At 55.4% G+C, this 26,954-nt stretch carries 20 protein-coding genes, 2 tRNA genes and 1 pseudogene; 18 read left to right on the forward strand and 5 right to left on the reverse strand.

Going from position 1 to position 26,954, the window contains the following annotated elements:
* The first annotated feature begins 1 nt into the window (after position 1).
* The 8 genes and pseudogenes from ALMA_RS04230 (at position 2) to ALMA_RS04265 (ending at position 6,374) form a co-directional block, all read left to right on the forward strand.
* The gene (locus tag ALMA_RS04230) at positions 2 to 1,276 is read left to right on the forward strand and encodes a chloride channel protein (RefSeq protein WP_094726497.1); all 1,275 of its coding nucleotides are present in this window, start codon (positions 2 to 4) and stop codon (positions 1,274 to 1,276) included.
* Between the two features lie 39 nt (positions 1,277 to 1,315).
* A complete protein-coding gene (locus ALMA_RS04235) occupies positions 1,316 to 1,891 on the forward strand; it encodes an ATP-dependent Clp protease proteolytic subunit (protein ID WP_377867148.1) in 576 nt (191 codons plus the stop codon).
* A gap of 9 nt (positions 1,892 to 1,900) precedes the next feature.
* On the forward strand, positions 1,901 to 2,566 hold the full coding sequence (locus ALMA_RS04240; protein ID WP_094726498.1) for an ATP-dependent Clp protease proteolytic subunit: 666 nt from the start codon (positions 1,901 to 1,903) through the stop codon (positions 2,564 to 2,566).
* Positions 2,567 to 2,727: 161 nt separating this feature from the next.
* Positions 2,728 to 4,119 (forward strand): annotated as a pseudogene (gene clpX / locus ALMA_RS04245) (ATP-dependent Clp protease ATP-binding subunit ClpX); the annotation flags it as partial.
* A gap of 455 nt (positions 4,120 to 4,574) precedes the next feature.
* A complete protein-coding gene (locus ALMA_RS04250) occupies positions 4,575 to 5,222 on the forward strand; it encodes a nitroreductase (protein ID WP_094726500.1) in 648 nt (215 codons plus the stop codon).
* Positions 5,223 to 5,324: 102 nt separating this feature from the next.
* Positions 5,325 to 5,397, forward strand: a tRNA-Asn gene (locus tag ALMA_RS04255).
* 126 nt (positions 5,398 to 5,523) lie between these two features.
* Positions 5,524 to 5,596, forward strand: a tRNA-Asn gene (locus ALMA_RS04260).
* Positions 5,597 to 5,933: 337 nt separating this feature from the next.
* A complete protein-coding gene (locus ALMA_RS04265) occupies positions 5,934 to 6,374 on the forward strand; it encodes a M23 family metallopeptidase (protein ID WP_169712313.1) in 441 nt (146 codons plus the stop codon).
* An 8-nt stretch (positions 6,375 to 6,382) separates the two neighbouring features.
* Here ALMA_RS04265 and ALMA_RS04270 read toward each other — a convergent pair whose 3' ends face one another.
* On the reverse strand, positions 6,383 to 7,996 hold the full coding sequence (locus ALMA_RS04270; RefSeq protein ID WP_094726501.1) for a type 1 periplasmic-binding domain-containing protein: 1,614 nt from the start codon (positions 7,994 to 7,996) through the stop codon (positions 6,383 to 6,385).
* Between the two features lie 86 nt (positions 7,997 to 8,082).
* Between ALMA_RS04270 and ALMA_RS04275 the strand changes: the two genes are divergently transcribed.
* From ALMA_RS04275 to ALMA_RS04310, 8 genes are all read left to right on the forward strand, one after another.
* Complete coding sequence (locus tag ALMA_RS04275; RefSeq protein WP_086105898.1) at positions 8,083 to 9,207, forward strand: GuaB3 family IMP dehydrogenase-related protein; 1,125 nt, start codon at positions 8,083 to 8,085, stop codon at positions 9,205 to 9,207.
* A 175-nt stretch (positions 9,208 to 9,382) separates the two neighbouring features.
* The gene (locus tag ALMA_RS04280) at positions 9,383 to 9,856 is read left to right on the forward strand and encodes a hypothetical protein (RefSeq protein ID WP_094726502.1); all 474 of its coding nucleotides are present in this window, start codon (positions 9,383 to 9,385) and stop codon (positions 9,854 to 9,856) included.
* A gap of 285 nt (positions 9,857 to 10,141) precedes the next feature.
* Positions 10,142 to 12,157 (forward strand): AMP-dependent synthetase/ligase, encoded by a 2,016-nt coding sequence (locus tag ALMA_RS04285; protein WP_094726647.1) that lies wholly within the window; start codon positions 10,142 to 10,144, stop codon positions 12,155 to 12,157.
* A gap of 3 nt (positions 12,158 to 12,160) precedes the next feature.
* Complete coding sequence (gene def / locus ALMA_RS04290) at positions 12,161 to 12,643, forward strand: peptide deformylase (protein ID WP_094726503.1); 483 nt, start codon at positions 12,161 to 12,163, stop codon at positions 12,641 to 12,643.
* Positions 12,644 to 12,906: 263 nt separating this feature from the next.
* The gene (gene rpsB, locus ALMA_RS04295; protein WP_086105894.1) at positions 12,907 to 13,728 is read left to right on the forward strand and encodes a 30S ribosomal protein S2; all 822 of its coding nucleotides are present in this window, start codon (positions 12,907 to 12,909) and stop codon (positions 13,726 to 13,728) included.
* A 46-nt stretch (positions 13,729 to 13,774) separates the two neighbouring features.
* A complete protein-coding gene (gene tsf, locus ALMA_RS04300) occupies positions 13,775 to 14,629 on the forward strand; it encodes a translation elongation factor Ts (RefSeq protein ID WP_086105893.1) in 855 nt (284 codons plus the stop codon).
* Positions 14,630 to 14,929: 300 nt separating this feature from the next.
* Positions 14,930 to 18,805 carry a CshA/CshB family fibrillar adhesin-related protein gene (locus ALMA_RS04305; RefSeq protein WP_094726504.1) on the forward strand — a complete coding sequence of 1,292 codons (3,876 nt, stop codon included), beginning with the start codon at positions 14,930 to 14,932 and terminating at the stop codon, positions 18,803 to 18,805.
* 16 nt (positions 18,806 to 18,821) lie between these two features.
* A complete protein-coding gene (locus ALMA_RS04310; RefSeq protein ID WP_148140252.1) occupies positions 18,822 to 19,358 on the forward strand; it encodes a hypothetical protein in 537 nt (178 codons plus the stop codon).
* A 322-nt stretch (positions 19,359 to 19,680) separates the two neighbouring features.
* Here the strand turns inward: ALMA_RS04310 and ALMA_RS04315 are convergent, their stop codons facing one another.
* The 4 genes from ALMA_RS04315 to ALMA_RS04330 form a co-directional block, all read right to left on the reverse strand.
* A complete protein-coding gene (locus tag ALMA_RS04315) occupies positions 19,681 to 20,913 on the reverse strand; it encodes an ATP-binding protein (RefSeq protein WP_094726506.1) in 1,233 nt (410 codons plus the stop codon).
* 232 nt (positions 20,914 to 21,145) lie between these two features.
* A complete protein-coding gene (locus ALMA_RS04320; protein ID WP_094726507.1) occupies positions 21,146 to 22,150 on the reverse strand; it encodes an alpha/beta hydrolase in 1,005 nt (334 codons plus the stop codon).
* Between the two features lie 18 nt (positions 22,151 to 22,168).
* Complete coding sequence (locus ALMA_RS04325) at positions 22,169 to 23,830, reverse strand: CocE/NonD family hydrolase (protein WP_094726508.1); 1,662 nt, start codon at positions 23,828 to 23,830, stop codon at positions 22,169 to 22,171.
* Positions 23,831 to 25,129 carry an MFS transporter gene (locus ALMA_RS04330; RefSeq protein ID WP_094726509.1) on the reverse strand — a complete coding sequence of 433 codons (1,299 nt, stop codon included), beginning with the start codon at positions 25,127 to 25,129 and terminating at the stop codon, positions 23,831 to 23,833.
* A gap of 200 nt (positions 25,130 to 25,329) precedes the next feature.
* Here ALMA_RS04330 and ALMA_RS04335 point away from each other — a divergent pair, with 200 nt between their 5' ends.
* A complete protein-coding gene (locus ALMA_RS04335; protein ID WP_244568859.1) occupies positions 25,330 to 25,959 on the forward strand; it encodes a TetR/AcrR family transcriptional regulator in 630 nt (209 codons plus the stop codon).
* Positions 25,960 to 25,997: 38 nt separating this feature from the next.
* A complete protein-coding gene (locus ALMA_RS04340) occupies positions 25,998 to 26,945 on the forward strand; it encodes a hypothetical protein (RefSeq protein WP_094726510.1) in 948 nt (315 codons plus the stop codon).
* Positions 26,946 to 26,954: the final 9 nt, after the last annotated feature.

The raw sequence follows: 26,954 nt of genomic DNA on the forward strand, positions 1-26,954 counted from the left end.
TATGAACGATGTACGCGACGATGGCGGTGAGACTCGTCTCACTCTGCCGGTCATGCTCCTGATTATAGCTGTGCTTGGTGCGGCGGTGGGCTTGGCTGCTGCAGCACTGTACCTGCTTCTCGACGTCATTCAGGATTTTATGCTCGGAGGCTCGGAAAGCGTTCAGAATCCAGCGGGAACGAGTGAGCCAGTGCGTCGCGTCATCTCCATCCTCGTGGCCAGCATCATCGCTTCTGCCATCTGGTTCGTGATGCGCAGGCATACGCACGTCCCTTCTGTGGGCAAAGCGGTGAAGGGTGAAAAGATGCCGTTCATAGCTACCTGTGTGCATGTGGTGCTGCAGATAGTCATCGTCGGATCGGGACTGTCCATAGGCCGAGAGACTGCGCCGCGTGAGCTCGGTGCGCTCTTCGGGCAGAGGCTCAGCACGGCTCTAAAGCTGACGAAACAGGATATGACCACCATCGTGGCGGTGGCTGCTGGTGCTGGATTCGCTGGCGTGTATGATGCTCCGCTGGCTGGCATGTTCTTTGCTGTGGAGATGCTGCTGGCGGATGTGAGTATCCGTACAGTGGGGCTGGCTTTCGGTACGAGTGCTGTGGCGGCGTATACTGCAGGGCTTATTAAGGGGCATCATGCGTTCTATACTATCGCTCCTGTGGAGGTGACTCCGGGGCTTCTGCTCGCATGTATCATTCTCGGACCCGTGATGGGCGCGGTGGCATACATCTTCCGCCGTGGAACCTCCTGGGCATCGAAGCACCAGACCACGGATCAGAAGATTCTCTGGCAGCTTCCCCTCGCTGGCGCGCTCACGGCCGCTGTAGCATTCGTGAGCCCGGCCATTATGGGCAATGGGCGCGCGCTGGCGCAGCTATCCTATAACGCTACAGACGTCAGCGCCATCGCGCCGCTGCTGGCTCTGGCAGCCGCGAAAGCGATTATCACGATGCTGACGGTACGCTCGGGCGCGTCGGGCGGTGTGCTCACGCCGGCCATAGCGGTGGGTGGAGCGCTGGGAGCGGTCATAGCTATCCTGCTTCCCGCCAGCCTCGGGCTGAATGTGGGCGTGGTCGCACTCATCGCCTCAGCAGCATTCCTGGCCACGAGCCAGAAAGCTCCGCTTATGGCAGCCTGTCTTATGATAGAGCTCAGCCATAGTCCAGTAAACGCGCTGGTCGTGGCCGGCATCGCTGTGGCGCTATCTGTGCTGGTAGCGGAAAAATTAGAAACCAGTCGTATAAACACGGTAATCTCTAAGGTAATACGAAAGTAAGGAGACATAATGGCACTTTCTACGCCTCAGATGCCAGTTATGGCAGACTCTGACGCGGCCATGGCGGGCGGCGACCCTATCTACTCGCGTCTGCTGAAGGACCGTATCATTTGGCTCGGTGAAGAAGTCAAGGACTCGAACGCGAACGTCATCTGCGCGCAGATGCTCATGCTCGCCGCTGAGGATCCGGATAAGGACATCTGGCTGTACATTAACTCGCCTGGCGGATCGATCACCGCGGGTATGGCTATCTACGACACCATGCAGCTGATCAAGCCTGACGTGGCCACTGTGGCCGTGGGCATGGCAGCATCCATGGGCCAGTTCCTGCTCTCGAGCGGAACTCCAGGAAAGCGCTACATCACCAAGCACGCACGCGTGCTCATGCATCAGCCATCCGGCGGTGTGGGCGGTACTGCGAGCGAAGTGCGCATTAACGCTGAGCTCATCATGGACATGAAGAAGACGCTGGCGGAGCTGACTGCTGAGCAGACTGGTCACACGGTGGAAGAGATTTACCGTGATAACGAGTATGATCACTGGTTTACCGCACAGCAGGCACTCGAGTATGGCTTCATCGATAAGATCGTGGATAAGCCAGGAAGCATGAACTAGGAGGGGACTATGGCCTCGGAAGAAGCATTATTTGTATCGCGCGCTGAGCGCCTCGCTGGTCCTGCAGGACTGGCAGCCCCACAGGCTCGCTATGTCATGCCTCAGTTTGAAGAGCGCACAGCCTACGGCTTTAAGCGCTCGGATCCGTACAGCAAGCTTTTCGAAGATCGCATCATCTTCATGGGCGTGCAGGTGGATGACGCGTCGGCAGATGACATCATGGCACAGCTTCTGGTCCTCGAAAGCCAGGACCCGAACCGTGACGTCATGATGTACATTAACTCGCCTGGTGGCTCTATGACTGCTATGACGGCTGTGTATGACACTATGCAGTACATTAAGCCAGACGTGCAGACCGTGTGCCTGGGGCAGGCTGCATCGGCAGCTGCTATCCTGCTGGCTGCAGGTGCGAAGGGCAAGCGTCTCATGCTGCCGAACGCACGCGTACTCATTCACCAGCCAGCTATGGGTCAGGACTTCGGTAAGGCTACCGAGATAGAAATCCAGGCTCGTGAGCTCGAGCGCATGCGCACCTGGCTGGAGACTACTCTGGCCGAGCATACGGGACAGGATATCGCTCGCATCCATAAGGATATCGAGACTGATACCATTCTCACTGCTGACCAGGCTCTCGAGTACGGCATGGTGGATGCTGTCCTCGGAAAGCGGGCGTAAAAACGCTTTCGTGCGCTAACGAAACGCGCCTCCTCCTGCTACACTAAGATGTACGTGAAGCAGGTGGGGCGCGTTTTTCTGTATCTGCTCGGACCATCCGCGCGCGATGGTGACCGAGTGAAAAGATGAGAAGAATTGGCCTTTCACAAGCGAGGAGGACTATGAGCGACGTTATCAGCTACTACGAGGACGTACCGCACTGCAGCTTCTGCCAGAAGACGGAAGACCAGGTGCACAAGCTCGTCACGGGCGCAAACGTGGCCATCTGCGACGAATGTATAGCCCTCTGCGTGGATATCCTCTCCGAGGATAAGCTCGCACAGTCCGAAAGCGAGGCGGTACAGCTTGTCTCGCCGAGCCGGATGGTCGCCTTCCTTGATCGTTACATCGTCGGCCAGAACGAGGCGAAACGCACTCTTGCTGTAGCCGTGTATAACCACTACAAGCGCGTAAACTTGCAGCTCATCGACCAAGCGTACGCGGACGTGCAGCGACTCGACGCACTGGAGGGGTCTGACGGGGATCAGGGCATGAGCGCGAACTCTCACAGCACAGTTCTGGGCGGAGCAGGCGGCGTGGAGATAGCGAAATCGAACGTGCTTCTGCTCGGACCTACAGGAACGGGAAAAACGTATCTCGCGCAAACTCTCGCACGCATGATGAATGTACCTTTCACCATAGCGGACGCCACCACGCTCACAGAAGCGGGGTATGTGGGCGACGATGTGGAGACAGTGCTCCAGCGCCTGTTGAATGCTGCAGACGGGGATGTAGTGCGCGCTGAACGAGGCATAGTCTACCTTGATGAAATAGATAAGATAGCGCGAAAAATGGGAGAAAATACGTCTCTGACGCGCGATGTGAGCGGGGAAGGCGTCCAGCAGGCTCTACTCAAGCTCATCGAGGGGACCGTGGCTACCGTCCCAGTGCGTGGGGCGCGTAAGCAGGAGGACCAAGAGCAGGTGCGGATGAACACGCAGGGCATCCTCTTCATCTGTGGTGGAGCGTTCGTAGGGCTGGAGGACATTATTCGTACACGTCTGGCACGGCGCGGGGGAGCTGTGGGGTTTCATGCCAGCCTGGAGAATGCTGGAAGTGTGAGCCAGACTGGTGTGAGGTCAGTGGGCATGAGTTCAGCAGATATGAGCCCAGCAGATATGAGCGCGGCTGACCTTATGGCGCACGTCTCCCCGGCAGACCTCGCAGACTTCGGACTCCTGCCAGAATTCGTAGGGCGTATGCCGGTGGTCACCGCTCTGCGTCCTCTCGAAGCGGCAGACCTCAGTGCCATTCTTACACGCCCGCAGAACGCCCTCGTGAAGCAGTACCAGAAGCTGTTTGCTGCAGAAGGGGTGGAGCTCATCTTCACTGATGATGCACTCAGCGCGGTAGCAGAACTCGCTATCGAGCGAGGAACGGGCGCGCGAGGTCTGCGCACTATCCTCGAGCATGCGCTCGAGGAATCCATGTATGTGATCCCGGATCGTGACGACGTGGAGCGCGTGATCATCGATGCGGACGTGGTGCGTGGGGTGCAGTCTGCTCGGATGGTTCTGCGCGGCGCGGCGGGTGAAGCTGGCGAAGCTGGTGAAACTGGTGAGAGCGGCGAGGAGCGTGATGAAGGGCGAGATGAAGGTCGTGATGAGGGGCGTGACGAAGGGCGTGACGAAGGTCTCGTCAGACGCGGTGAGAGTGAAGAAGATAGTGTTATCACAGGAGAGATGCCACTGAGTGAGATTATCCTCTCTGATGTTCTTACACCCCTCGAAGAGCTCGAGGCGCAGGAAGCTCGAGAGGCGCAGGAAGCGCGAGAAGCTCGTGAAGAGCGAGAAGCGGGAGAAGCTCGTGAAGCGGCCGCACGTGCAGAAAGAGCAGAAAGTATAGAAAGTACAGAAAGTGCAGAAAATATAGAAAGTGCAGAGCATACGCGATAAAATTTTCTGGAGAGTTCTGCTGTCCAGAGTTACAGTCCTACCACATTTCACACTATAGTCCTGAGGAGGAAACGATGGAGTTTACTGAGGTTCTCACGCAGCGTCATTCGGTGCGCGAGTTTTCGAGCCGTCCTGTAGAGCGAGAGGTTCTGCGTGAGATAGTGCAGCTGGCACAGCACACGCCGTCCTGGGCGAACGCGCAGCCTGTGCGTGTGTATGTAGTCTCGGGACAGGCTGCTGTTCGTTTGCGCCAGGAGCACGAGAAGCGCGTGCAGGAAGGGGAGCCGGCTCGCGCAGAGATAGCACCTATGGCTCGGGCTGACTGGCCTGAGCGCTATCAGGAGATTATGAGGCAGTGGACCGTCGAGTTTAAGAAGACTTTTGAGCCGGGGCAGGTGCATTTTAATCAGGCTCAGGCTCAGCTGTTCCGTGCTCCTGCTTTTGCGTTCCTCACCGTTCCGCGCGGTATCTTTGACTGGGCTCTGCTTGACGCTGGAGCGTTCGCGCACGCCCTCATGCTGGCAGCGTACGACCGCGGCGTGGATTCCATCATCGCATATTCCACCGTCCTGTATCCGGATGAGGTGCGTGCGGCTGCTGGAATTCCAGACAGCGAGATGCTCGCAGTGGGGATAGCGCTCGGATATGCGAGTGAGAATCCGCTCAATTCTTTCGTTCCTTCGCGTATCTCTACTGATGAGGTGGTCACTTTCGTGGAATAACTGTAAAAAGAGTAAGACACGCCGAGGTTTGCACATCTGGGCATAGTTCGCTACTATATATGTCTTGTGCACAGCACGCAGGTACTATACAGTAGCTGACATTCCCCGTTAGCTCAGTTGGCAGAGCGTCTGACTGTTAATCAGAATGTCGCTGGTTCAAGTCCAGCACGGGGAGCAGATAGCCGAGGTTTCGACCTCGGCTTTTTCGTATACGTAGGCGTGTCGGTTTGCATGTACGAGCATAATGCGCTACTATATATGTCTTGTGCACAGCACGCAGGTACTATACAGTAGCTGACATTCCCCGTTAGCTCAGTTGGCAGAGCGTCTGACTGTTAATCAGAATGTCGCTGGTTCAAGTCCAGCACGGGGAGCAGATAGCCGAGGTTTCCACCTCGGCTTTTTCGTGTCGCACGTACAGTTATCCCCATTCTGAGCGTGTCTAAAATAGGTTATTCACCATGGTTCGACACGCTTATTCACATCTGGTCACATGTGCTTCTCGCGCTTGCCTTCTGTGCTGAGACTAGTGAGTATAGAAGTATGACATACTGCACTTACTTTCTTCCGCTTATCTCGACGCGGATTATAGCGGCTCTGTGTGCTATCGTCAGTGTTTTCAGCATGCTGATGGATACAGCGGAACCGGAACTCTCTGTGTCGAGTACAGGTATGTTACGAGTGGAGGGTAAAGACACCTGCATGAGCCTTATGGAGTGGCCATTGCGGGGCGTGAATCCTGCTGAAGATATAGTCCAGCCCTATGATGCGCCTGCTCAGCCGTGGCTTTCCGGGCACAGAGGGGTGGATTTACGAGCGTCTCCAGGGACAGAACTTATAGCGCCGGCCACAGGAGTAATTTCCTTCGCGGGTACAGTAGGGCATAAAGATGTCGTGGTCATTACTCATCCTCAAGGGTGGCGCAGTACATTCGAGCCTGCTACCACGACTCTTCGCAGGGGGCAGCGTGTACGCAGAGGCGAAGTCTTTGCCACGCGTTCCTATGGGGAAAGCGACCACTGCACGGATGTGTGTGTGCAGTGGGGAGTAAAAGTCCCCAGCCCTTCTGGCAGTGGCCGTCATCCGACGTATCTGAATCCGCAGAAGCTCACCAGGCTAAAACGCATAGTAGTCAAACGAGCTTCCCTATGAGCGAGAGATTAGAGTCCAGCATCTGCTGCGCTGATATACCCTGTATCGAGCAGGTTCTTCTTTAAGTTATCTGCATTCACTGCCACGAGGGACACGGTTATGGTCGTATCAGTAAGATCCGGCACGCTCTTCGCCAGCTGTGTAGTGGTGGTCTCTCCCTTGCAGATAGCTTTTACGAGTGCAGAAGCGGCGCGTGCAGATGCGTTACGGTCTTCCATGGTCGTAATCCATATCTTTCCGTTCACTATGTCTGGAATAGTGTGAATAGCAGCCCCGTAGCCAGTTACGACAGGCCAGGACAGGGCCGATGACGTCGAAGTAGCTGCGCTATGCGAAGAGGAGTGCGAAGAAGAGGAAGAATTGGCGGAAAAAGCGCTGTCAGCAGGTGCAGGGACGCGAGCTTTGCGCACGTCGGCATTATCGGTAAGCGTCTTTACGATGCTTTCGAGCGTAATGTTCGGATTCACGGACGCGCTCGTACCAGTAAAGCCGATGCTGCTGAGAGCGCTGACCACGCTTTGAGCGCTGAAGTCGTTAAATGCGAGGATGCCGTTTACGTTAAGGAACGTTCCTGACGATGTTCCAGAAGGAGACTGCAGGGACTCGAGCATGTCAGAAGCGTTACCGTCGGATGTCTTTCCTATGAGACGTGATTCAAGAGCTGCGGTGACACTTTCTGCGTTATCGCGCGCTATAGTCACGTCACGCCAGTCCTCATCTGTCGTATCTTCATTCAGTAGTCCAGACGGGCTATATGCCACTCCAGTGGTGAAGTACGGCTGAAGAATCTTCCAAGCGGTGGAGAAAAGCGTGCGTGTAAACTCGGACCCGGTGTTCATAGGCAGAATCATCTCTATGGCTACGCGGTCGCGCGTCGTCGCTTTATCCAGCTGGAGCTTCTTGACGAGATTATCCGTCTGGATGCGCGCTATGGACTGCGCGGTGGAGAAGGATACGTAATAGTTCTCCGTAAAACCGGGGACCTTCTGCGCCATGAGGACTACGGTCATGCCCATTTTCTGGGCTTTACTGAGAGTGGATGCGAGTTTTTCTGTCAGCTCAGTATACTGATTCTGGTCACTCGTGCTCATGTTCTTATATTCCACGGAGTCTTCCGTCATGTCAGGCTGAGTAACGAGGTCCCCGTAACGCTGGACTATCGCGCGTGATTCATCCGTATCTACCGCGCGTACAGGAGCGAGAAGAAGCACGTGCGAGTGGCGGTCTGTCTGGCCTGAGTAAGTAGTAATGAGTCGCGATATCTGGTCTATCTGGCTGCTGAGAGTGCTGGCGCTCGAGCGTGTAATCTGTGTGTCTGCGAAGCCCTGAGTCCTCAGACTTCCGTAGAGCGCGTCAGACATGTCCGTCCACGTGTTCAGTGGAGTATTTGAGTCGAATTTATTACTTCCCGTCGGTGTGAGGATGTCCACTGTCCCTGTCAGTGAGGAGCTTGACGACGTGCTGGAGGCCACGCGTGGAGCACATGCAGAAAGGACAGAAAGGAGAAGGGCGACGACGAGCAGCGCGGTGAGCAGTGCGACGAGTTCAGGTCGCGCGTTACGGCCGAGTTTCACTCGTATGCTGCTGAGGGTATGTGCTGGGCTTGTCTTGCTTCTCGACATGCGTTCTCCTTAGGCTTCCTTTTCCTGCCAATTTTACCTCACTGGGTCTATGTCCTTACGTCACGCGCGCAGGCTACTCTAGAGATATGACTCAGGAAATAGAAATAGGTATGGGTAAGTCGGGTCGTATGTGCTATGCGCTGGACGATGTGGCCATAGTGCCATCGAGGCGTACGCGCGACCCTCAGGATGTGGACACATCGTGGCAGGTGGACGCGTATCAGTTCGATATCCCAGTAGTGGGTGCTCCTATGGACTCGTCCATGAGCCCAGAGACCATTATCGAGCTCGGTAAGCTCGGAGGTCTCGGTGTGCTCGACCTCGAAGGCGTCTGGACGCGCTATGAAGATCCAGAATCGCAGCTGAAGAAGATAGCTCAGGCGAGCGAAGAAGATGCTACGCGTGTTCTGCAGGAGGTCTATGCAGAGCCTATAAAGCCAGAGCTCATCACTGCGCGTATCCAGCAGATTCGTGAATCTGGAGTAACGGTGGCTGGAGCGCTTACACCTCAGCGCACTCAGGAATTCTACTCCACAGTCGTGGAAGCTGGTGTAGATCTTTTTGTTATCCGCGGTACGGCAGTTTCTGCAGAGCATATCTCTGAGTCCCACGAGCCACTGAACTTGAAGAAGTTTATTTACGAACTCGACGTGCCAGTAATCGTAGGAGGAGCAGGCACATACCGCGCTGCCATGCATCTCATGCGTACGGGTGCAGCTGGTGTGCTCGTAGGAAATGGTGGATCTGCGGTATCCTCCTCACGTTCCATCCTCGGCATGCACGTGCCTATGGCTACGGCTATAGCAGACATAGCGGCAGCACGTAAGGATTATATGGAAGAATCTGACGGACGCTATGTGCAGGTCATCGCTGATGGCGGCCTGGGCACATCCGGTAACTTCGTGAAGGCATTCGCCCTTGGTGCGGATGCTGTCATGATGGGCAGCGCTCTGGCACGTTCCACCTCCGCTCCAGGACAGGGGATGCACTGGGGACGTGAGGCTACGCATCATAGTCTCCCACGTGGTCGCCGTGTAGAGCTAGAGCCGGTAGGAACTATGGAGGAGATTCTTACGGGGCCGAGCCATCGTGCAGATGGGTCGATGAATTACATCGGTGCTTTGAAGCGCGCCATGTCCTCTACAGGATACACGGATCTTCGTCGTTTCCAGAGCTGCCCAGTGGTAGCTACTCCCTATGAGCACCGTTAAAGCTCGTAAATAACACGAATGTAACTCGTCAGCAGGCGAGTGTCGCTAAAAACTCGCAGTATATACTGATATGTACTGCGAGTTTTTCTGTAGAAACGAGCTATAGAAACGAGCAGATGTTAGGCGCCTCCCCATGCGCTAAACATCGAGGGAATACTGGAAGAGAGATTCGAGGATGAATGATACAGACAGTGATGACTTAATCTTCGACACGTATTACCGTGTCGGAACGAGTAATGAAACTATACGATTCCATATCGCGCAGTGTGTCAGTGGAGACATAGACCGCGATACCTGTGTCAAGCTTGCATATAACTCCTGTAATGTCGCGTGTCTCGCTATCGATATCGTGCGCGGCAGGCTCGGAGTGAATATGCTGAACGCACTCGTGCATCCCACAGTCATAGGATATCTAGAAAATCTCATAGAGCTCCTCGACCTTCAGCCTTCCACTTTCGTGATTCCATGGGCGGACGGGACGCGCAAACATCATCTGCTCATTCTGCGTACGCTGAATGGATTCGTTATTTCTCCCACGCACTTCACGGCAAATATAGGGCTGACGGTAGGTGGCCAGCCTTGCTGGGCATATGTCGTGTTTCGTTCGAATGGGCGTAAGTGGATGTGCATGCACTGTGATTTCTGGTAGAAAACCGAGGAGTCATCGTGTGTGACGTGTGAAGTGTGAAGTGCTACGTGTGAAGTGCGAATCCTGAACTGGTCTGTATGAATCTGTTCGCCTCGAGTCTGTTCTGAGGTTTTCGACAGGGCATAAGGCGAACAGTTTTCTACAGGCACAGCGTGTGCAGTGTGTGCATGCAGTTCGCGGACTTGTTTTGTAGGAAACCTCTAAAAAATATGCTAGTACCTCCGCAAAACACCCGAATGAGAAAAGAAAGTTTAGATGTTAGGCCTAACGCCTATAATGGAGGGTATGTTACGCGAATATTCCACGGATATCATTTACACGACCACGGATGAGGACACCGTCTTTAAGCTACTCAGCGATCGTGTCGCTCGTGAGCCACAGAGCGTCATAGCGCAGGCACTGCGCGGTCCGCGTCGCCAGTGGGTGGACATTACTGCGCAGGAGATGATGGCCTCCGTGCGTAAGGTGGCGAAGGGTCTGCTCGCTATGGGCATTCAGAAGGAGGATACTGTCCTCATCTATGCTCCTACATCCTATGAGTGGGGAGTCGTGGACTTCGCTTGCGCGGCTATCGGCGCCATCTCTGTGCCTGTATATGATACGGATTCTCCGAAGCAGGTAGCGCAGATAGTCGCTTCCACATCTCCAGTGGTCGCTTTCGCCGGAGGGGATGAGCGTGCTCTCGTGCTTGAGGAGCTGCGTCAGGCGGATGATACCTCGGTGCAGTACAGCTTTAACATCCAGTCGAATGGTCTGAAGGCTGCTGCAGACTGGGGTAAGGATGTCTCCGACGAGAAGCTGAATGATGCCATATCTCGTGTAAAGGCAGATGATCCACTGACCATTATCTTCACGTCTGGCTCTACAGGAAAGCCGAAGGGTGCTATCCTGTCTCATCGGAACTTTACGCATACGGCGAAGAATGGCTGGGAAGTTCTGCCTACTATGCTCGGTGGAAACCCTACGCGCTTGCTCATGTTCCTCCCGCTGGCTCACGCCTTCGCACGCTACATTCAGTATGCAGCTGCAGGAGCACATGGAGTTATCGGCTACCTTTCGGATACGAAGCATCTGCTGGCAGATGTGCGTGGATTTAAGCCATCGTATATGCTGGCCGTGCCACGTGTGTATGAAAAGATTTATAACGCTGCCTCCCAGAAGGCTGGAAATGGTGTAAAGGGGCATATTTTTCATGCGGCCTTTAAGCACTTCGTCCAGTGGAGTAAGGATGAGCAGGATGGAAAGGGGCATAGTTTTGCAGAAAAGCTGCGTCACAGCCTCTATATGAGTGCGGTAGGCTCGTCCATAAACTCTGCCATGGGTAATGGCATGCAGTTTATGGCTTGCGGCGGTGCGCCTATGAATGATGACCTCGCGCACTTCTTTAACGGCATAGACGGTATTACTTTTATCCAGGGATATGGCCTTACAGAAACTGCTGCTCCATGTGTGGTGAACTTCGAAAAGATGAACCGCGTGGGTTCGGTAGGTCGCATCGCGCCAGGATTCTCTGTGCGTCTGACGGATGAGGATGAGCTGGAGATTAAGGGCCCGAGCGTCTTCCAGGGATATCTGAATAATCCTGAGCAGACAGCAGAAGTCATGGATGATGGCTGGTTTAAGACGGGAGATCTCGCCAGCATCGATGATGACGGCTTCATATACATTACAGGACGTAAGAAGGACCTCATTATCACGGCGGGTGGTAAGAATGTGTCCCCAGCGCCTCTGGAGGATATTATCTCCACGTGCCCTATCGTCTCGGCGGCAGTAGTCGTAGGGGATAATAAACCGTTCATAGCTGCTCTCATCACTCTCGAGCCTGAGATGTTGCGTCAGTGGCTCGAAGGTCATGGGTTGGATGCGTCCATGACTCCTCTGGAAGCTGCGAAGAATGAAGCTGTGCGCGCGTACATTCAGGAGTTCATAGACCGTGCGAACGCTACAGTCTCGCGTGCAGAATCCGTGCGTAAGTTTGTCGTTCTGGCTTCAGAGTTCAGTCAGGATGCGGGTACTCTCACCCCGAGCTTGAAGATAGTGCGTCCTCGCGTTATCGCACAGTATAAGCAGGTTATCGATGAGATTCTTTACGCTCCGAAGCCGTCCGCTATGTCGGATGCGGCGACGGCGAGGATCATGATGGCGGCGGAAGAATTGAACAAACAGGTACAGCCGACGGTTAAAGCGGCGCGCGAACGTCTCGAGCCGATGTATACGAAGGCTATGGAAAGCGTGAAGGCTGCTGCGAAGCCGGATGCGAAGGACCTGAAAGACAGCGCGAACGAAGTAAAGGAGAAGTAGCGTATGGCACTGCGCGAGATTCGCGTCGTACCGGACCCCGTTCTGCGTACACCGTGTGACGAGATTACCGAGATCACCCCGGCAGTGGAGCGCCTCGTGCAGGACCTGCTCGACACCGTGGATGATCCTGGCCGTGCGGGTCTTTCTGCGAACCAGATAGGCGTGAGCCTGCGTGCGTTCTCCTATAACATCGACGGGCAGGTGGGCTATGTCCTTAATCCGAGACTTGTCGAGACATCTGGCGAGCAGTACGGAGATGAAGGCTGTCTGTCCGTTCCGGGACTGTGGTATAAGACTCGCCGTAGTGACTACGCGAAGGTCGAAGGTATAGACCTCGAGGGGAAGAAGGTCGTGCTGGAAGGTTCAGGACTGATGGGCCGTATGCTGCAGCATGAGTGCGACCACCTCGACGGGCACGTCTACCTCGACCGCTTGGAGAAGGAAGAGCGGCGCGAGGCTTTGCGCTACATGCGTGCGCATCAGTAAGGCGGAGAAGAGGCTGTTCGGCGTTTCGCTTTCTGTCAATTCTTGTATGCGGGTTCTAGTATTCTAGAATCCGCATATCGCATTTTCGAGGGCCAGTTCGCACGAAGGCTCGAGAAAAAATTTTATAGTCTACAGATATGTGAAAACGCGCTATGTGTGCGACGGTTCGTGTCGGTCGGCACTGCAGTGTTCTCGAGTAGGAGAGCGCGGCATGCTGCATACGAATCTGCATAGCCAGGCAAGAACCGACAGAAAGGTATATCATGGCAGAAGTTACCATGAGCCAGATGCTCAAGGCTGGCGTACATTTTGGTCATCAGACCCGTCGTTGGAATCCTAAGATGAAGCAGTACATTCTTATGGAGCGTAACGGCATTCACATCATTAACCTCTTCAAGTCCCTGGACCTCATCGATCAGGCTTATGACTTCATCAAGCAGACCGTCGCACATAACGGCACTGTTCTCTTCGTGGGTACGAAGAAGCAGGCTACAGAAGCAGTATCGTCTGAGGCTTCCCGTGTGAACATGCCATACGTGTCTGAGCGCTGGCTCGGCGGTATGCTCACGAACTTCCAGACTGTCTCGAAGCGCGTGGTCCGCATGAAGGAACTCGAAGAGATGGACTTCGACGATGTACGCTCGAGCGGCCTGACGAAGAAGGAACTCCTCCTTCTCCAGCGCGAAAAGGAAAAGCTGGTAAAGCAGCTCGGCGGTATCCGTAACATGGACCGCACTCCTTCCGCTATGTTCGTCGTGGACATTAATAAGGAAGCTCTGGCAGTAGAAGAAGCTCACAAGCTCGGCATCCCAGTCGTGGCTCTCGTAGACACGAACACGGATCCAGACCTCGTGGATTACCCTATCCCAGCGAACGATGACGCTATCCGTGCCATCGAGATGCTTACTGCTCTCATGGCAGATGCAGTGGCTGAGGGCCTCCTGGCTCGCGGCGGTAAGGGTGCTTCCGCTGCAGCTGCTGCAGATCAGCCACTGGCTGAGTGGGAGACTGAACTCCTGAAGTCTGACGCTCCTGAAGCTTCTGAAGAGGCTCCAGCTGCTGAAGCTCCTGCAGAAGCAGAGTAAGCGAACCCACTAGGGTATTTACCTTTTCGTACTAGAGGAGATAATAATGGCACAGATTACTGCTGCTCTTATCAAGGAAGTCCGCGACGCGACCGGCGCTGGCATGATGGACGTGAAGAAGGCTCTGACTGAGGCTGAAGGCGACATCGCACGCGCTAAGGAAATCATCCGCGCGAGCGGCATTAAGGCTGCAGGTGCACGCGAGGGCCGTAAGGCTCAGGAAGGTCTTATCGCATCTTCCGTAGCAGACACCGCAGCAGGCCAGACTGGTTATGCAGTCGAGCTGAACTCGGAGACGGACTTCGTAGCAAAGACGGACGCTTTCGTCGAGCTCGGAGATAATGTCGTAGCAGCTGTGGTAGCAGCAGATGCTCAGAATGCAGATGCAGTTCTGGCAGCAGCTACTGAAGCTGGCACCGTGAAGGACACCATCGACGAGGCAGGCGCGCTCTTCCACGAGCACGTGAAGCTCGGCCAGGTGGCATCCGTCAGCGGCCCACACGTGGAGATCTACGCTCACCGCAAGTCCGTAGAGCTTCCACCATCCATCGTGGCTATGGTGGCTACGGATGAAGCTGGTGCTGAGGTAGCACACGAAGTAGCTCTGCAGATTTCTGCTATGGCTCCGAAGTGGCTCACCCGTGAAGAAGTTCCAGCAGATGTCGTGGCTTCTGAAGAGCGCGTGGCTACCGAGAAGTCGCTGGCTGAGGGTAAGCCTGAAGCCATCGTTCCTAAGATCGTAGCTGGTCGTATGAACGCTTTCTATAAGGAAGTCGTTCTGCTCGAGCAGGCGTACGTGAAGGATCCTTCGAAGACCATCGGCGACCTCTTCAAGCAGGTCGGCGGTCAGGCTCTCGCATTTGCTCGCGTAGAAGTGGGTAAGGGCGAAGACGCTGAGTAGTCTTGAGCTGAGAATGGCGGTTATCTCTCGCAGGTAGCCGCCATTTTTCGTATCTTAGGCCAATTCTTCCTCTCTTTTCACTCCGCCTTTTTCGAAAGTCCATCAAAGAGTCTTTGCAGTACTCAAAGTGGCGGAATTATGCGGTTTTCAGGTATAATGATAGGGTACTTTGTTCCTTCATAACTACGGTAGTTATGAGTCGAAAGAGAGGGCAGTGGACATGGTATTTACGAGAAGAAGGATGCGTGTACTCCTCGCGAGTACACTAGCGGTGGCACTCAGTGCCGGCATCATGATGACATGGAAAGCAGGGGGGGTGAAGCGTTAGCAGCAGAACCGGCAGAAGCTCCAGAGCTGAGCGCAGCACCACTTACTGCAGACCAGCAGAAGAATCATTTTACGCAGTATCAGGATTCGAATACGAAGAGGAATAAGAATCTTGATGATTTGAAAAATCAGCTCTACTTCATAGACTGGTCAGATACATCCGCCGTGACGGGACTAGGAGAGGTAGTCACGCATGGCTCATATGCCGGACCTGAGCTCCTTGTGGGATCCACATGGAAAAAGGAAATAGCACCTGACTATGTCGTTACGGTCAAAGTAGTGAAGCTAAAGAATATTGAAGGAGAGGATAATGGTGTTCTCCTTAATCCGGGTAGTGAGAAGTACACGAAGATCAAAGATGCTGGAGGAAATCCCGATGCGCGCTATAACTCTAAAGTCTTAGCGTATAAGGGCGATTATAATCTGTATTCTGCAGCTGAAGCATATGGGCTTCAGCTCCCAGGACTATCCTCTCTCTCAGGAGAGATAAATAATCTCGGATGTAACCAGTGTTCGGGCGAACTTCTGAATGTGGGAGTGTCCTATGAGATAAGTGCCACGTATCGTGGAAAGCCGGTAAAGCCCGCGTTCTTTGCTCTGTCTGCTGAAGAAGCGAGTGAAAAAGAAGCCGAGATTTATAAGACGAATGGCAAAGCCTGGGAGCTCTTAACGGAGCTTTCGGGGGAGAGTACATCACAGAGTTTTAATGCGAATGATGGTGGCTGGATTCATAATAATCTCGCTACAGATATATATAAAAATGCGGGATATGATCCTGCTACCGTAGCAGATAAAATAGATAAATTGTCTAACGCGATAGTGAATAAAAAGATAACGACGGAGACGGTGTCTGTCGTCCATCCGGGGCGCTCCACTATGGCTGCCGACGGACTAGGAACACAAGTCTTCGGGCCTGTAGCGAATAAAAAGAACAGATATTCCACGCCTATCATCGTCACGCGTGGTGCTACACAGGTCGATACCTATCTTATATCTGCGGGATCGCAGGCCTTCGCCTTCGGTGTCATCGCCCTCGATGAGGGAGATGCGCCAGTATCGTACGGTACTGCAGCACACGTCATCACTCCAGGTCTTGATAATAAGACTGTGCAGCCATTCATCGGTTCGCAGGAAGCAGATATCGATGAGAAGGATCTGGCGAGCACTCTTCCAGACTGGACTCGCGATGATCAGACAGGCGAGCCAGCAGATGAGGGTGCAGTCCAGCTCATGGGTGAGTCTGTGAAGAAGAATGAGAACTATACGCTGCATCATGCGAATGATAAGACGTATGAGCTCGAGATTCTCGCAGATCCGCACGGGAACTCTACGTCCTATGTGAGGGCATGGGTGGACTTTAATAATGACGGAAAGTTCGCGGATGATGAAGCGTCGGACATCGAAGAGGTGAAGGCGGCAGGGAAGCTAACAGTGAAGTTCCCGAACGTTCCACAGAATGTGGACCCGAGCGTCGAAAAGCTCGGCATGCGCGTGCGTACTGCTATAAAGCGAGCAGACATAGAAAAGCCTACGGGCTTCGCCTTCTCGGGTGAAGTGGAAGACTTCCAGATTCAGCAGACCGTGCTACCGCGTGGCTCGACGCTGACGACGAAGGAAGCCCAAGGGGTGACACAGTCTGGACAGATCGCCTTCACATCCTATGCGCAGACAGACTACGAGACTGCGAACACAGCCATCGACACGAGTGTGAAGCCAGTCATGCTGACGAAGGATGGTACAGAAGTCAAGGACTCGGATCTGGACGCAGACGGGTATTACATCGTCAAAGGTCAGGGTAAGTATAAGATTACTTCACCTGCGAGCGCGAAGGACGTCTCCGTCGAGTTTGTCCCAGACCCTGATTTCGTAGGAAAAGCGGATGGCATCAGCGTACGCCGCGTGGATACGAATGGAAAGAGCACTGGCTGGGGGAGAAATGGGAACGCCATAGTAGGTGGCGAGTTCCTCGCTACGAGCGCAGCACTTGATACCATGGATGGCTCCTTCATTCCAGAAGTGACTCCAGTAGGTGTCCACGGCACAGATGCGCAGTCGAAAGGCATGCAGGGCGCTCCACAGGAAGGAACAGTGACCTTTGCTCCAGATACAGATGCACCTGAGGTAAAGGCTCTCTTCACACCGAGTGGCACGTATCCAGCCAAACTCGTGGACCCTGAGACAAAGGAGCTGAAGGATCAGCTTGATGTGAAGGATGCTACGGGTAAGACAGTAGGTACCTACACCATCGAGCCAGCCACAGGAAAGGTCACTTTCCAGCCAGTTCCTACCTTCACGGGTAAGCCTCTTCCGGCCACAGTCCAGTTAGAAGCTCCAGTGGGTCAGGATAAGGATGGAAAGCCGATCCTGGCCACAGCTACAGCCATCTATCAGCCAGAGGTGAAGGGAACCACCTTTACGGTCGAGCCAGCGGTGTCTGAGGATCAGCAGGGAGCTGTGCAGACAGGCATGCCGAAGTTTACCCCGGTAAATGAGCTCGGAGACGTAGGAAAGCTCACCTACTCTCTCGTAGACCCAGCTGCGGATACGCTCACCACGGATCCGGTGATAGTGAATGATGAAGGTACGTATACTATTAACCCAGACACGGGCGAGGTGACCTTTACTCCAGTGGCCAGCTACGTAGGTACACGCAGCATTTTCGTGCGCGCTACGACCTCGACGGGAGTGGTTTCCGAAAAGGCAGAGTATAAAGCCACTGTCACTCCTCTCGAGGTGACCTCCGAGCCAGACATATCTCAGGGGCAGAAGGGTGAGAAGCAGAAGGGCACGCCGAAGTTCACTCCACCTCAGGCTCCAAAGGGTACCTCCATCAGCGCCACGCCAGTCTACGCATTCGAAGATGGTACCACCGAGAAAACAGTGGACAATCAGGGTACTTTTACTCTAGATGCGAAGACGGGTGACGTGACCTTCCAGCCAGTACCAGAATTCGTCGGATCGGCAGATCCCGTCACGGTAAAAGCCACTTACACGCTCACGGCTGTGGATAAGACCACCGCGCCGCTGATGGCTACCGCCACATACACTCCGAAAGTCCTTCTCCCGCGCCTGAAAGGCAGTGACGAGACCTCGAAGGACATTCAGGGCAGAAAGCAAGAGCGCACCGTTACCTTCACGACGGAGGATGGTTCACTCATCACGCCGTCGGCGCAGTATCCAGCGAAGCTCGTGGATCCACGAACTAGCGAAGCTACGGATGAATTGACCGTCGACGCTCTGGACGGCGAACGAAAAATCGGTACGTATACTATAGAGCCGAGCACGGGACACGTCATTTTCCAGCCGGACGTCACGTACGCGGGCACGCCACAGTCAGCGCGTGTCAGCCTGACGGCGAAAGTGGGCGAGGATAAGGACGGACAACCGGTGCTCGCGGAGGAAGCGCGCGGCACGTATCAGCCGGACGTCATCCCGGTGGCGCTCGCGCATACGGATAAAGAGACGAGCGGCGTACAGGGGACTGTGCAGACGGGACGTCCTGAGTTCAGCGCTGAGGATGGTGACGGTCATGTCGTAGGCTTTACGCGCTACGCTCTGCTCGACCCGTCCACGGGCACGGAAGTTCCTGCTTCTGCTCCTGTGACGCTCGACGGCGTGGGCACGTATCGCATCGACCCAGCGACGGGCGAGGTGACGTTCACACCTGTGGCCGCGTACGTGACGGCTACCGACGGATCGAATACCACGCATGTGACTGTTCGCGCGTTTACGGCGACCGGTCTGAGCGAGGATGCCGCCTACACACCGCGCGTGACGCCGCTGGTGGCTTCTGGTTCGTCTGCGTCTTCGGAAGGTCCGCAGGGGGTCTTCTCAGAGCGGCGCGCCTGAGTTTAGTGCTCCGAGCGTGCCGGATGGTCTCACGCTTTCTCGGCCAATTTTCGCTTTTGCTGATGGATCTGTGCGCATGTCTGTCTCTGGTGAAGGCGTCTATGAGCTGGATCCAGCCACAGGGAAGGTCACGTTCACTCCAGAAGCGCGCTTTATGGGCGCAGCGAAGGGCGTGGCAGTGGTGGCCACCTTCATGCTGACCGGTGCTGACGGTTCTACGGCTCCAGTCGTGGCGAGTGCTGAGTACGTACCGAGCGTGTACATCATCACGGACTTCGTCGATGAGTCGGGTAAGCCACTTGTGGACCGTAAGAAGGGTGACGTTCCAGCACAGGACATCCCAGGCTACGTGCTGAAGAAGACTACGAAGGATGAATTCGGGAATATTACACACCATTATGCGAAGGTCGTAGCCGTGATTCCTCTGAAGAAAGCCCCGGCGAAGAAGCTCTCGAAGACGGGTACTGCAGTCCTGAGCATTCTGGTCGTGTCCGCGCTCGCTACTGCGGGCGGGGCAGTGAGCCTCCTCCTGCGGAAGAGGTCAGAAAAATAAGGGTAGCTGACGAGGAGAAGAGGCCACGTCAGTGAATGAGGAAAATGGGTGGGCATCGTGTGCGAGCGCGGTGCCCATCTCCGTCTTTTCTGGAGGAGTGAGCTTTTCGGTACGTTTCACTGTCGGTCGACCAGTAGGACAGAGATGAAAACCGCAGAAAAACGCCAGTTAAGTTTTCGAGTAGAGGGTGGGTACGTCCTGAAAAGCTCACTCCTGCGGGGAGAGCGGGGAGAGTGGAGAGAAGCGAAACTCTCGACCGAGAATAGGCGTAGAAGTATACTTCTATAAAACGTTATTAAGTCCGAATTGTAGAAGTATATTTCTATAACTTTCCGAGTAACCAGTCCACGAGATTCACGGTGCGAATGCCGTCGTACGACGTGAGGAAGTCGCGGTCCATAGACAGTACGATCTTCTCATAATTATCCCGGATGCTCTGAAGAGGCCGCAGCTCGCGCGCTCGAGTGTCCGGGGTCTGCAGGCTTTCCGTGACTTGGATGTACAGCTTTTCGCTCGGTTTTTCCGCCACGAAGTCCACTTCAGTAGTCCCAATTTTTCCTATATACACGCGATATCCTCGGCGAAGTAGCTCGAGATACACGATGTTTTCGAGGATATGACCGCGGTCTGCATCGCGGTATCCGAGCAGCATATTACGGAAACCCATGTCGCAGATATAGTTCTTTCCGAGGGTCTTGAGCAGCTCTTTTCCTTTAATGTCGTAGCGGCTCACTGAGTAGAAAATGAAAGCGCTATTCAGCATAGAGATGTAGCGCTGGACTGTAGGACCTGTAGAACGCGAGCTCGTGTGAGATAACGAGTTTTCGTGTGCGAGCATGTTCCCTATGTTATTCGGAGAGGTTATACTTCCTAGGGTAGATGCAAGAAAGAGAGATATCTTCTGGAGAATATCCTGGTTTGCAGTGGGGTTTCTTTGCAGGATATCTCGCAGAACTACAGTAGAGTAAATGCCTTCCAGAGCTTGATGGCTTAAGTTTTCATCAAAGTGATATTCACGCAGTACAGGCATGCCACCAAACTGCAGGTACTTCTGGAATTTTTCGTCAAGCGAAGTGCCTTCAGCAAAAGGAGAGAAGTCGATAAACTCACGGAAAGATAACGGAAGCATACGGATTTCTACAAAGCGTCCAGAAAGGAGAGTAGAGAATTCCGTGGAGAGTAAGTACGCATTTGATCCTGTAATATAGATGTCCACATCGAAATCGAGGCGGAAAGACTCTATGGCCTTTTCCCAATGCTCTACTACCTGGAGTTCGTCGAAAAGGAGATATGTAGTGCCAGACTGAGGAATGCGTGCACTCACATAATCATACAGGTCGAGGTAGGACTGAATCTCTCGAAAACGTAAGGATTCGAAATTTATATGCAGGATATGGGCATCATCCACTCCTGTCGCGCTCAAGTGCTCGTGAAAGAGGTCGAGGAGCGAGGATTTACCGCAGCGACGAATGCCCGTAATAATCTTGACGAGGTCTACGTTCTGATGTGCTATGAGTTGGTTCAGATACTGTGGGCGATTAATCATCTTAGACATTCGTGCTCCTTAAAAGTTTCTTTTATCATAGCATGAAACTATGTAAAAATAAAAAGTTTTCACTTTCGAAGCACGAAACTTTCTAAAATTATAATTTTTCTTGCGACGACGCATGAAACTTTAAGGGCGCGCCGCCAGAGAAAACCCTCCAGCAGCACGCCCCTCACAGTTTTATGCAGGTCGTACCGTTCTACGTTTCGTCCGCCTACCGCGCTCTACCGCACGCTACCGCCTACCGCACATACGCCCGGCAGAACTGAGCGATATCCTCTATGGCCTCGCTCGCCTCACGCGCAGAAGGATCTCCCGCCTGCACGATGTGGAAGACGTGTCCCAGAGCGCGCTCGCGGCCGCGCGGCCACACCTTGAGCGCATGGTCGCGGTGGCGTGCGTGGAAGATACGCGCGAGCTCATAGGTATTATCCGCTATGAAATCTTCCACGCTTGTCATCATGAAGACCGGTGGGAAGCTCGCCCCCGCATCCACGATGAGCTTATCGAGGTCGAGGTACGGCTTCATGAGGATGTGGTCGCGCGGAGTCTGGAAGTAGCCCTCGCCGTAGTAGCTCAAGGCTGTGGCGTGGACGCCTCCAGTCAGGCGGAACATACCGGAGGTGACCACGAGTCCGCGCACATCCACGCCGGATACGCTGGACGCGCCGGATACGCCGGATGCTTCGGACGCTCCGCTCACTCCACCTACCGTCCCCAGTCCGAGCGCCCCGGCGAGCGCGGCGGAACTATTTGCCGCGCAGAGATACAGTGCGAGAGCACCGCCCGCCGAGTCTCCGGTGACGAAGACGTTCTCGAGGTCGAAGCCGTATTCGTCCGCATGGTCGCGGATCCATACGAGGGTGCTCATGGCGTCCTGCAGCTGAGTGGGGAAGCTCACCTCCGGCACGAGGCGGTAGTTTGCGTTCACCACGGCGAAGCCCTTTTCTGCCAGACGCATGTCGCGGCAGGCGTTATTTTCTTTCGACCCGTAGTACAGGCCGCCGCCGTGAAAGTCGAGGATGACGGGCAGGGGGTGTTCAGCGGCTACGTCAGCGGGACGGTAGACGTCGAGCATCTGCTCGCTCAGAGATGCCCCCTCTGCGGAGGAGACATACGCCACGTCGCGCGTGACGGATACGGCGTCTGGCCCGGGCAGGACTTGCGCGGCGAGATGGGGTGCGTCGCCGGCTGCCATGGCGGCGCGGTTTGCGGCGAAGAGGTCGAGTGCGTTCTGTGAGATCATGATGTGTCCTTTACTGAGTTATAGGCAGGATATAGGCAGAATGACGCGCGAGGCGCCGGTGTAGACGGTCTGCTCGGCGAGTACGGTGTGCGCTTGCTCGCTCCACAGGCCGGCTGTGTTCGTGTGAATGCTGTACGCCGGGAAATTCGACGAGCTGACGTCCACGCGCAGGCGGCTTCCGGCGGGCAGTGTCCAGCAGATGTCCCAGAAGTCGAGCGTGAGCGTGCGCTTTTCGCCCGGCGTGTACGGCGCGTCGTGGGCGAGAGTGGCGATGCTTGAACGGTAGTTGCGCACGGTGCCGTCCGCATCCACCTGCAGGAGCGTGGCCGTGAAGGCGCTGTCTTCGGCGCTGGAAGAGATCTCGAGTTCGAGCCGCGCCGCTCCCTGCACGCGCAGGTCGCGCGTCAGCGTTTCGCTCGTGAAGCTCAGCACGTCCGCACGGTATCCGGCTTCCTTCTGCTTTTTACTGCCAATTTCCTCCATACTTGTCAGCAGCGCTTCTCCACCGTGGGTCGGCACAGGATGTTCAGGGTCGTACGTGTAGTGAAGCTGACCCTCGGATGCGCTGGCCTCGAGGGAGCCCTCCTCGGTGAGATACCAGCTGCTCTCGCTCGTACCCTCAGTAGGAGGCCACGTCTCAGCGCGATGCCACGTGTCCTCGCCGATGGCATAGTAGTCCACGCGACGCTCAGGAGTCTTTCCCTGCTGGAGAGTAAGGTCGAACCATTCGAGAGCAGCAGGAAGTTCACGCGCGTCCAGATGCTCGGGCTCGAGTCCTTCGAGGGGATTCGCGAAGAAGTGATTCCAGCAGCCTATCTTCAGCCAGGAGTGCGCCTTCGTCTCTTCGGGAAGGCGTGCATAGCTCGTCAGAGCGCTTCCGAGATGGTGGTCGAACCAGCCTTCGTGGATGAGCATGGGCACGCGTACGCGAGACGGAATCCTCGCGAGCATACCCCAGAATCCTTCATCCCAGTAGGGGTCTTCGCGCTGAGGGTGGCTGATCCACTCGCGATACCAGTCGAGGTGTACTCCCCAGAGATCTTCGTCCACGCGCATCTGGGGACGATACGCTGCAGACTCGAGATAATCCGCATCCACAGGCTTACCGGCATTCTGCATGGCCCAGCCAGTGAGTACATCCGGGCGGAAGGCGCCCTTCTCGTAGGCGGAGGAGAAGCGGTCTGTACCATAGTGGTTTGCGCAGATAGACTTCACTTTCGGGGTCACGATATCTGCCACCGCCCAGCAGGTCAGCGCCAAGTACGACGTACCCCACAAGCCCACGGCGCCCACCCAGTCCTGCTCTTCAAGCCAAGCGAGAAGGTCGGCACCGTCGGAGCGCTCGTGCACATTTGGCTCCCAGACACCCTCGGAAGTGTGTGTACCGCGACACCACTGGACCACGAGAGCGTAGCCCCTGCGAGTGAGCTCCTCACCATGCATATCCCATAATCCTTCCTGGATAGGGTACGGGCATCGGGCCACGATGGTAGGCACAGGGCCTGTAGCAGTAGTCACAGGCTTCCAGACATCGGTAGTGAGCAGCACGCCATCGCTACACGCGAGGTGATGGGTCGTTTTCTCTCCGGCCGGTAAGGTAGCGGGAGAATTGACAGCAGCGTCATACTGTGCACGCACTCCCGCCACATAGCGCGCGACGAAATCATCCAGATCAGACATTTAAGCCTCCTTCGAAGCAGCCGGACGCAGCATGTACGCGGCGATGGCGCACGCGGCGGCGAGAACGTAGAACGCCACGTTCGCGCCGAGCGACGGCAGATAGGAGCCGAACGCGTCGAACACCATGCCGTGCAGCGTGTTCGCCACGGCACTCGCGACGCTTCCTGCCACGGATACGACGGACAGAATCATAGCGTAATCCTTCACGCCGAAGAATAGGCGAATCATCCATGGCAGCGAGATGAGCACGACACCCTGACCCACGCCAGCGAGGAAGCCCGCGCAGGCAGCGAGAGCCGGAACGGTAGTCAGCGCCATGAGCGCCCAGCCAGCCAAACCCACAGCAGCATACAGCGCGATAACCACCTGCGTCTTCATCTTATCGAGCAGAATGCCGATGGTGGCCTTACCCACGGCCGCGCCAAACATGATGCCAGACACCACGAGCGAGCCCTGCTCGAGAGTGAGGCCCTGAGCCAGCTCCATACCCGAGACGTGCTGAACGAGAGCAGCCACAGACTGCAGGAGAACGGACACGAGGATGAGCAGTGCGAATGACTTCGTACGCGCAGCCTGACGCAAAGTCAGGCCTTCTGGCTCGGTCGGTTCAACGGTATCCTTCTTTACGGTCTCGGACGCACCGACCTCATGGCCGTACGCATACTCGCCCTTCTCAGCGAGCGGACGGTACTTAAAGACGAACAGGGAGAATGGCAGAATGCAGGCGAGGATGATGAGCGCGGTGATGCGGTAGGACATGCGCCAGCCGAACGTGGTAATCCACGAGGAGACGACCGGGTTAAACACCATGCCGCCCAGGCCGCTGATGCCGAGGGCTATGCCCATGGCCAGGCCCAGCTTTTTCTCGAACCAGTTCGCCAGAAGAACGCTCGGAGCGAGGGCTATAGGGATGACGAAGGCCACGCCCATGAGCGCGAAGGAGACGTAAAACTGCCACAGCTCGGTAAAGAGCGACTGGGCGAAGAAGAGCGCCGAGCAGGCTGCGATACACACGGAGATGAGGATGCGCGAGTCGATGCGCTTCATAATGCTTCCGGCCACGAGAATGGTAGGGATGGACGCGAGCGTGAGCACCGATGCGGCGGATGCTACCTGTGCGCGGGTGGCGCCGAGCTCCTCGCCGAGTGGCGCGAAATACAGGCCCATCGTATTTACGATGAACGCGAATCCGATGAAGGATAAGATACAGCAGCCGAGAAAGACGAGCCACGGCTTCCAGTTTTTCGGCTGGGTTTGTGTTTGTGCTTGCGCTGGGTGTTTCGCTGGGGTAGCGGTCATGAGAACCTCCTCGTTCGTGACGGCGCTGCGTTCTGTGCAGCTGTCGTCAATTTTTCCTTGTCTCGTAGTAAGTAAGTGCTTACTTACTAAGGATGGTTCTTATCATAATACGCGACACGCCGGGTGTGAAGCGACTGGGAAATCCTGCTCGGAGCGGGGCGTGCGCTAGAATAAATGCAGGACGATGAGGAGGTATGCCTGTGGCAGTGCGGATGCAGCGAGACGAGCGCATCGATGACATCGTGCGCGTGACGACCGAGCTGATAGGAAAAAAGGGATACTATGGCACGAGTATCCAGGAGATAGCAGATAACGTGGGTCTGAGCCAGGCTGGCGTACTCAAGCACGTGAAGACGAAGAAGAATCTGCTCGAGCTCGTCCTCGCCCAGTATGACGGGGATGATAGTGATAACCAAGCGAATGGATACCTGAAGAAAAAGCGCGAGCTTTCCGAGGAGGAACTCGAAAAAAGCCCAGCTTTACTTCCTGAGTGGTACCGAGAGATAGCGCGGTATAACGCGCAGAATCCGTTCTTTACTCGTGCGTATCTCGTACTTCGTGCTGAAGCACTGGACGAGTCTCATCCGGCCCATGACTACTTCGAGCAGCGTGGGCGCCGACTGCGTGCTTTCGTCTCCGCCGTTCCCTGGAAGCTACCGCCAGAGTATGCGACGCCAGAGAGCAAGGCAGTGCTGTCCATGGCGGTGGGCTCTGCCATGGAAGGTCTCGAGTCGAGGTGGCTGGGGGAAGAGGGGATAGACTTCCTCGAGTACTGGGGCAAGTATGAGGATATACTTTTCCCGCTTCCACACTGGGAGGGGTACCGGTAGGTGTGTGAGCTGCGGAGGGCATGGTAGAATTGGCCTTTATGAACGACCCCTCTTCAGATGGCCTGCTGCCTGACGGCATGACGCTCGACGACGTCTCCATGCGCCAGGCTCACCATATTCTCGCGACGACGCGCATGCAGCTCGAGGTCGCACAGCGCACGTATGAAGCGGCGCGTGAGCTCATGGATAGAAAGCTACGCAGTATCGAGGATAAGCGCGACCTGGCCATCAGCATGAGCGATGCTCTCAGCGCCATACGTCCGGATAAAGCGCGGATGCTCTATAACTTCGGACTGACCTCGGACTATGCATTCGGACAGATAACGAAAGCGGACCTGCTCGCGCTGCCGAAAATCGGCGCGAGTACGGTGCGGGATGTAGAAAACGCGGGCATTCAGTTCGCGGACGTTACGACGCTCGAGAAAAACTCGTGGCTCATCGAGGTAGCATATGACTCGTTTATCGACGACTCGCCGATAGCGCGTGAGCAGGCGGAGCTCGCCGCACCGATGACTGCTCGGAATCTCGCGCGGTACGGCCATGTTCGGCATTACCGCGCATCGCGTCTCCTTCATGCGCCGAAGGAACTGAACTTCTTCGAGCTGGCGAACGCGGCTATCCAGTCTCTCGGGTATGAAAATAACGCTCCGCATGCCTTCTTCCTCGATGGACAGGCATGGAGTCCCGCAGCTGCATACTATCCAGGAATTTTGAGCGAACAGGGCTTTACGGGTGTGGGAACGACGGAAGATACGCCGCTGACTGTGCTGAAAGAAGGGCAGGAGTTCCTTCTCGTTTTTGATTTCGCAGACGAATGGCATTTTAGGTGCCGTGTGAAGAGCGAGACTTTCGGTACTCCTGACCTCGAGGAGGGGATCTGGGTGGCGAATGAATCGGGCTGGATGCCGCGGCGGCCGGGGTATGGGCCGGGCGTAGCGATCAATGAGCTGGGCGAGCCTGGTAGGTCTGGTGGGAGCAGGTTATAAGGAGGAGCA

This window comes from Alloscardovia macacae (genome assembly GCF_002259705.1).
In the GTDB taxonomy this organism is placed as follows: Bacteria; Actinomycetota; Actinomycetes; order Actinomycetales; family Bifidobacteriaceae; genus Alloscardovia; species Alloscardovia macacae.

Bases quoted from the DNA above. Each gene is read 5' to 3' on its own strand.
- ALMA_RS04270 (WP_094726501.1), bottom strand. From the start codon at position 7,996: ATGTCGAGAAGCAAGACAAGCCCAGCACATACCCTCAGCAGCATACGA.
- ALMA_RS04320 (WP_094726507.1), bottom strand. From the start codon at position 22,150: ATGATCTCACAGAACGCACTCGACCTCTTCGCCGCAAACCGCGCCGCC.
- ALMA_RS04330 (WP_094726509.1), bottom strand. From the start codon at position 25,129: ATGACCGCTACCCCAGCGAAACACCCAGCGCAAGCACAAACACAAACC.
- ALMA_RS04240 (WP_094726498.1), top strand. From the start codon at position 1,901: ATGGCCTCGGAAGAAGCATTATTTGTATCGCGCGCTGAGCGCCTCGCT.
- tsf (WP_086105893.1), top strand. From the start codon at position 13,775: ATGGCACAGATTACTGCTGCTCTTATCAAGGAAGTCCGCGACGCGACC.
- ALMA_RS04235 (WP_377867148.1), top strand. From the start codon at position 1,316: ATGGCAGACTCTGACGCGGCCATGGCGGGCGGCGACCCTATCTACTCG.
- ALMA_RS04285 (WP_094726647.1), top strand. From the start codon at position 10,142: ATGTTACGCGAATATTCCACGGATATCATTTACACGACCACGGATGAG.
- ALMA_RS04230 (WP_094726497.1), top strand. From the start codon at position 2: ATGAACGATGTACGCGACGATGGCGGTGAGACTCGTCTCACTCTGCCG.
- ALMA_RS04250 (WP_094726500.1), top strand. From the start codon at position 4,575: ATGGAGTTTACTGAGGTTCTCACGCAGCGTCATTCGGTGCGCGAGTTT.
- ALMA_RS04315 (WP_094726506.1), bottom strand. From the start codon at position 20,913: ATGTCTAAGATGATTAATCGCCCACAGTATCTGAACCAACTCATAGCA.
- ALMA_RS04280 (WP_094726502.1), top strand. From the start codon at position 9,383: ATGAATGATACAGACAGTGATGACTTAATCTTCGACACGTATTACCGT.
- ALMA_RS04325 (WP_094726508.1), bottom strand. From the start codon at position 23,830: ATGTCTGATCTGGATGATTTCGTCGCGCGCTATGTGGCGGGAGTGCGT.
- ALMA_RS04275 (WP_086105898.1), top strand. From the start codon at position 8,083: ATGACTCAGGAAATAGAAATAGGTATGGGTAAGTCGGGTCGTATGTGC.
- def (WP_094726503.1), top strand. From the start codon at position 12,161: ATGGCACTGCGCGAGATTCGCGTCGTACCGGACCCCGTTCTGCGTACA.
- ALMA_RS04340 (WP_094726510.1), top strand. From the start codon at position 25,998: ATGAACGACCCCTCTTCAGATGGCCTGCTGCCTGACGGCATGACGCTC.
- ALMA_RS04265 (WP_169712313.1), top strand. From the start codon at position 5,934: ATGGAGTGGCCATTGCGGGGCGTGAATCCTGCTGAAGATATAGTCCAG.
- ALMA_RS04305 (WP_094726504.1), top strand. From the start codon at position 14,930: ATGGAAAGCAGGGGGGGTGAAGCGTTAGCAGCAGAACCGGCAGAAGCT.
- rpsB (WP_086105894.1), top strand. From the start codon at position 12,907: ATGGCAGAAGTTACCATGAGCCAGATGCTCAAGGCTGGCGTACATTTT.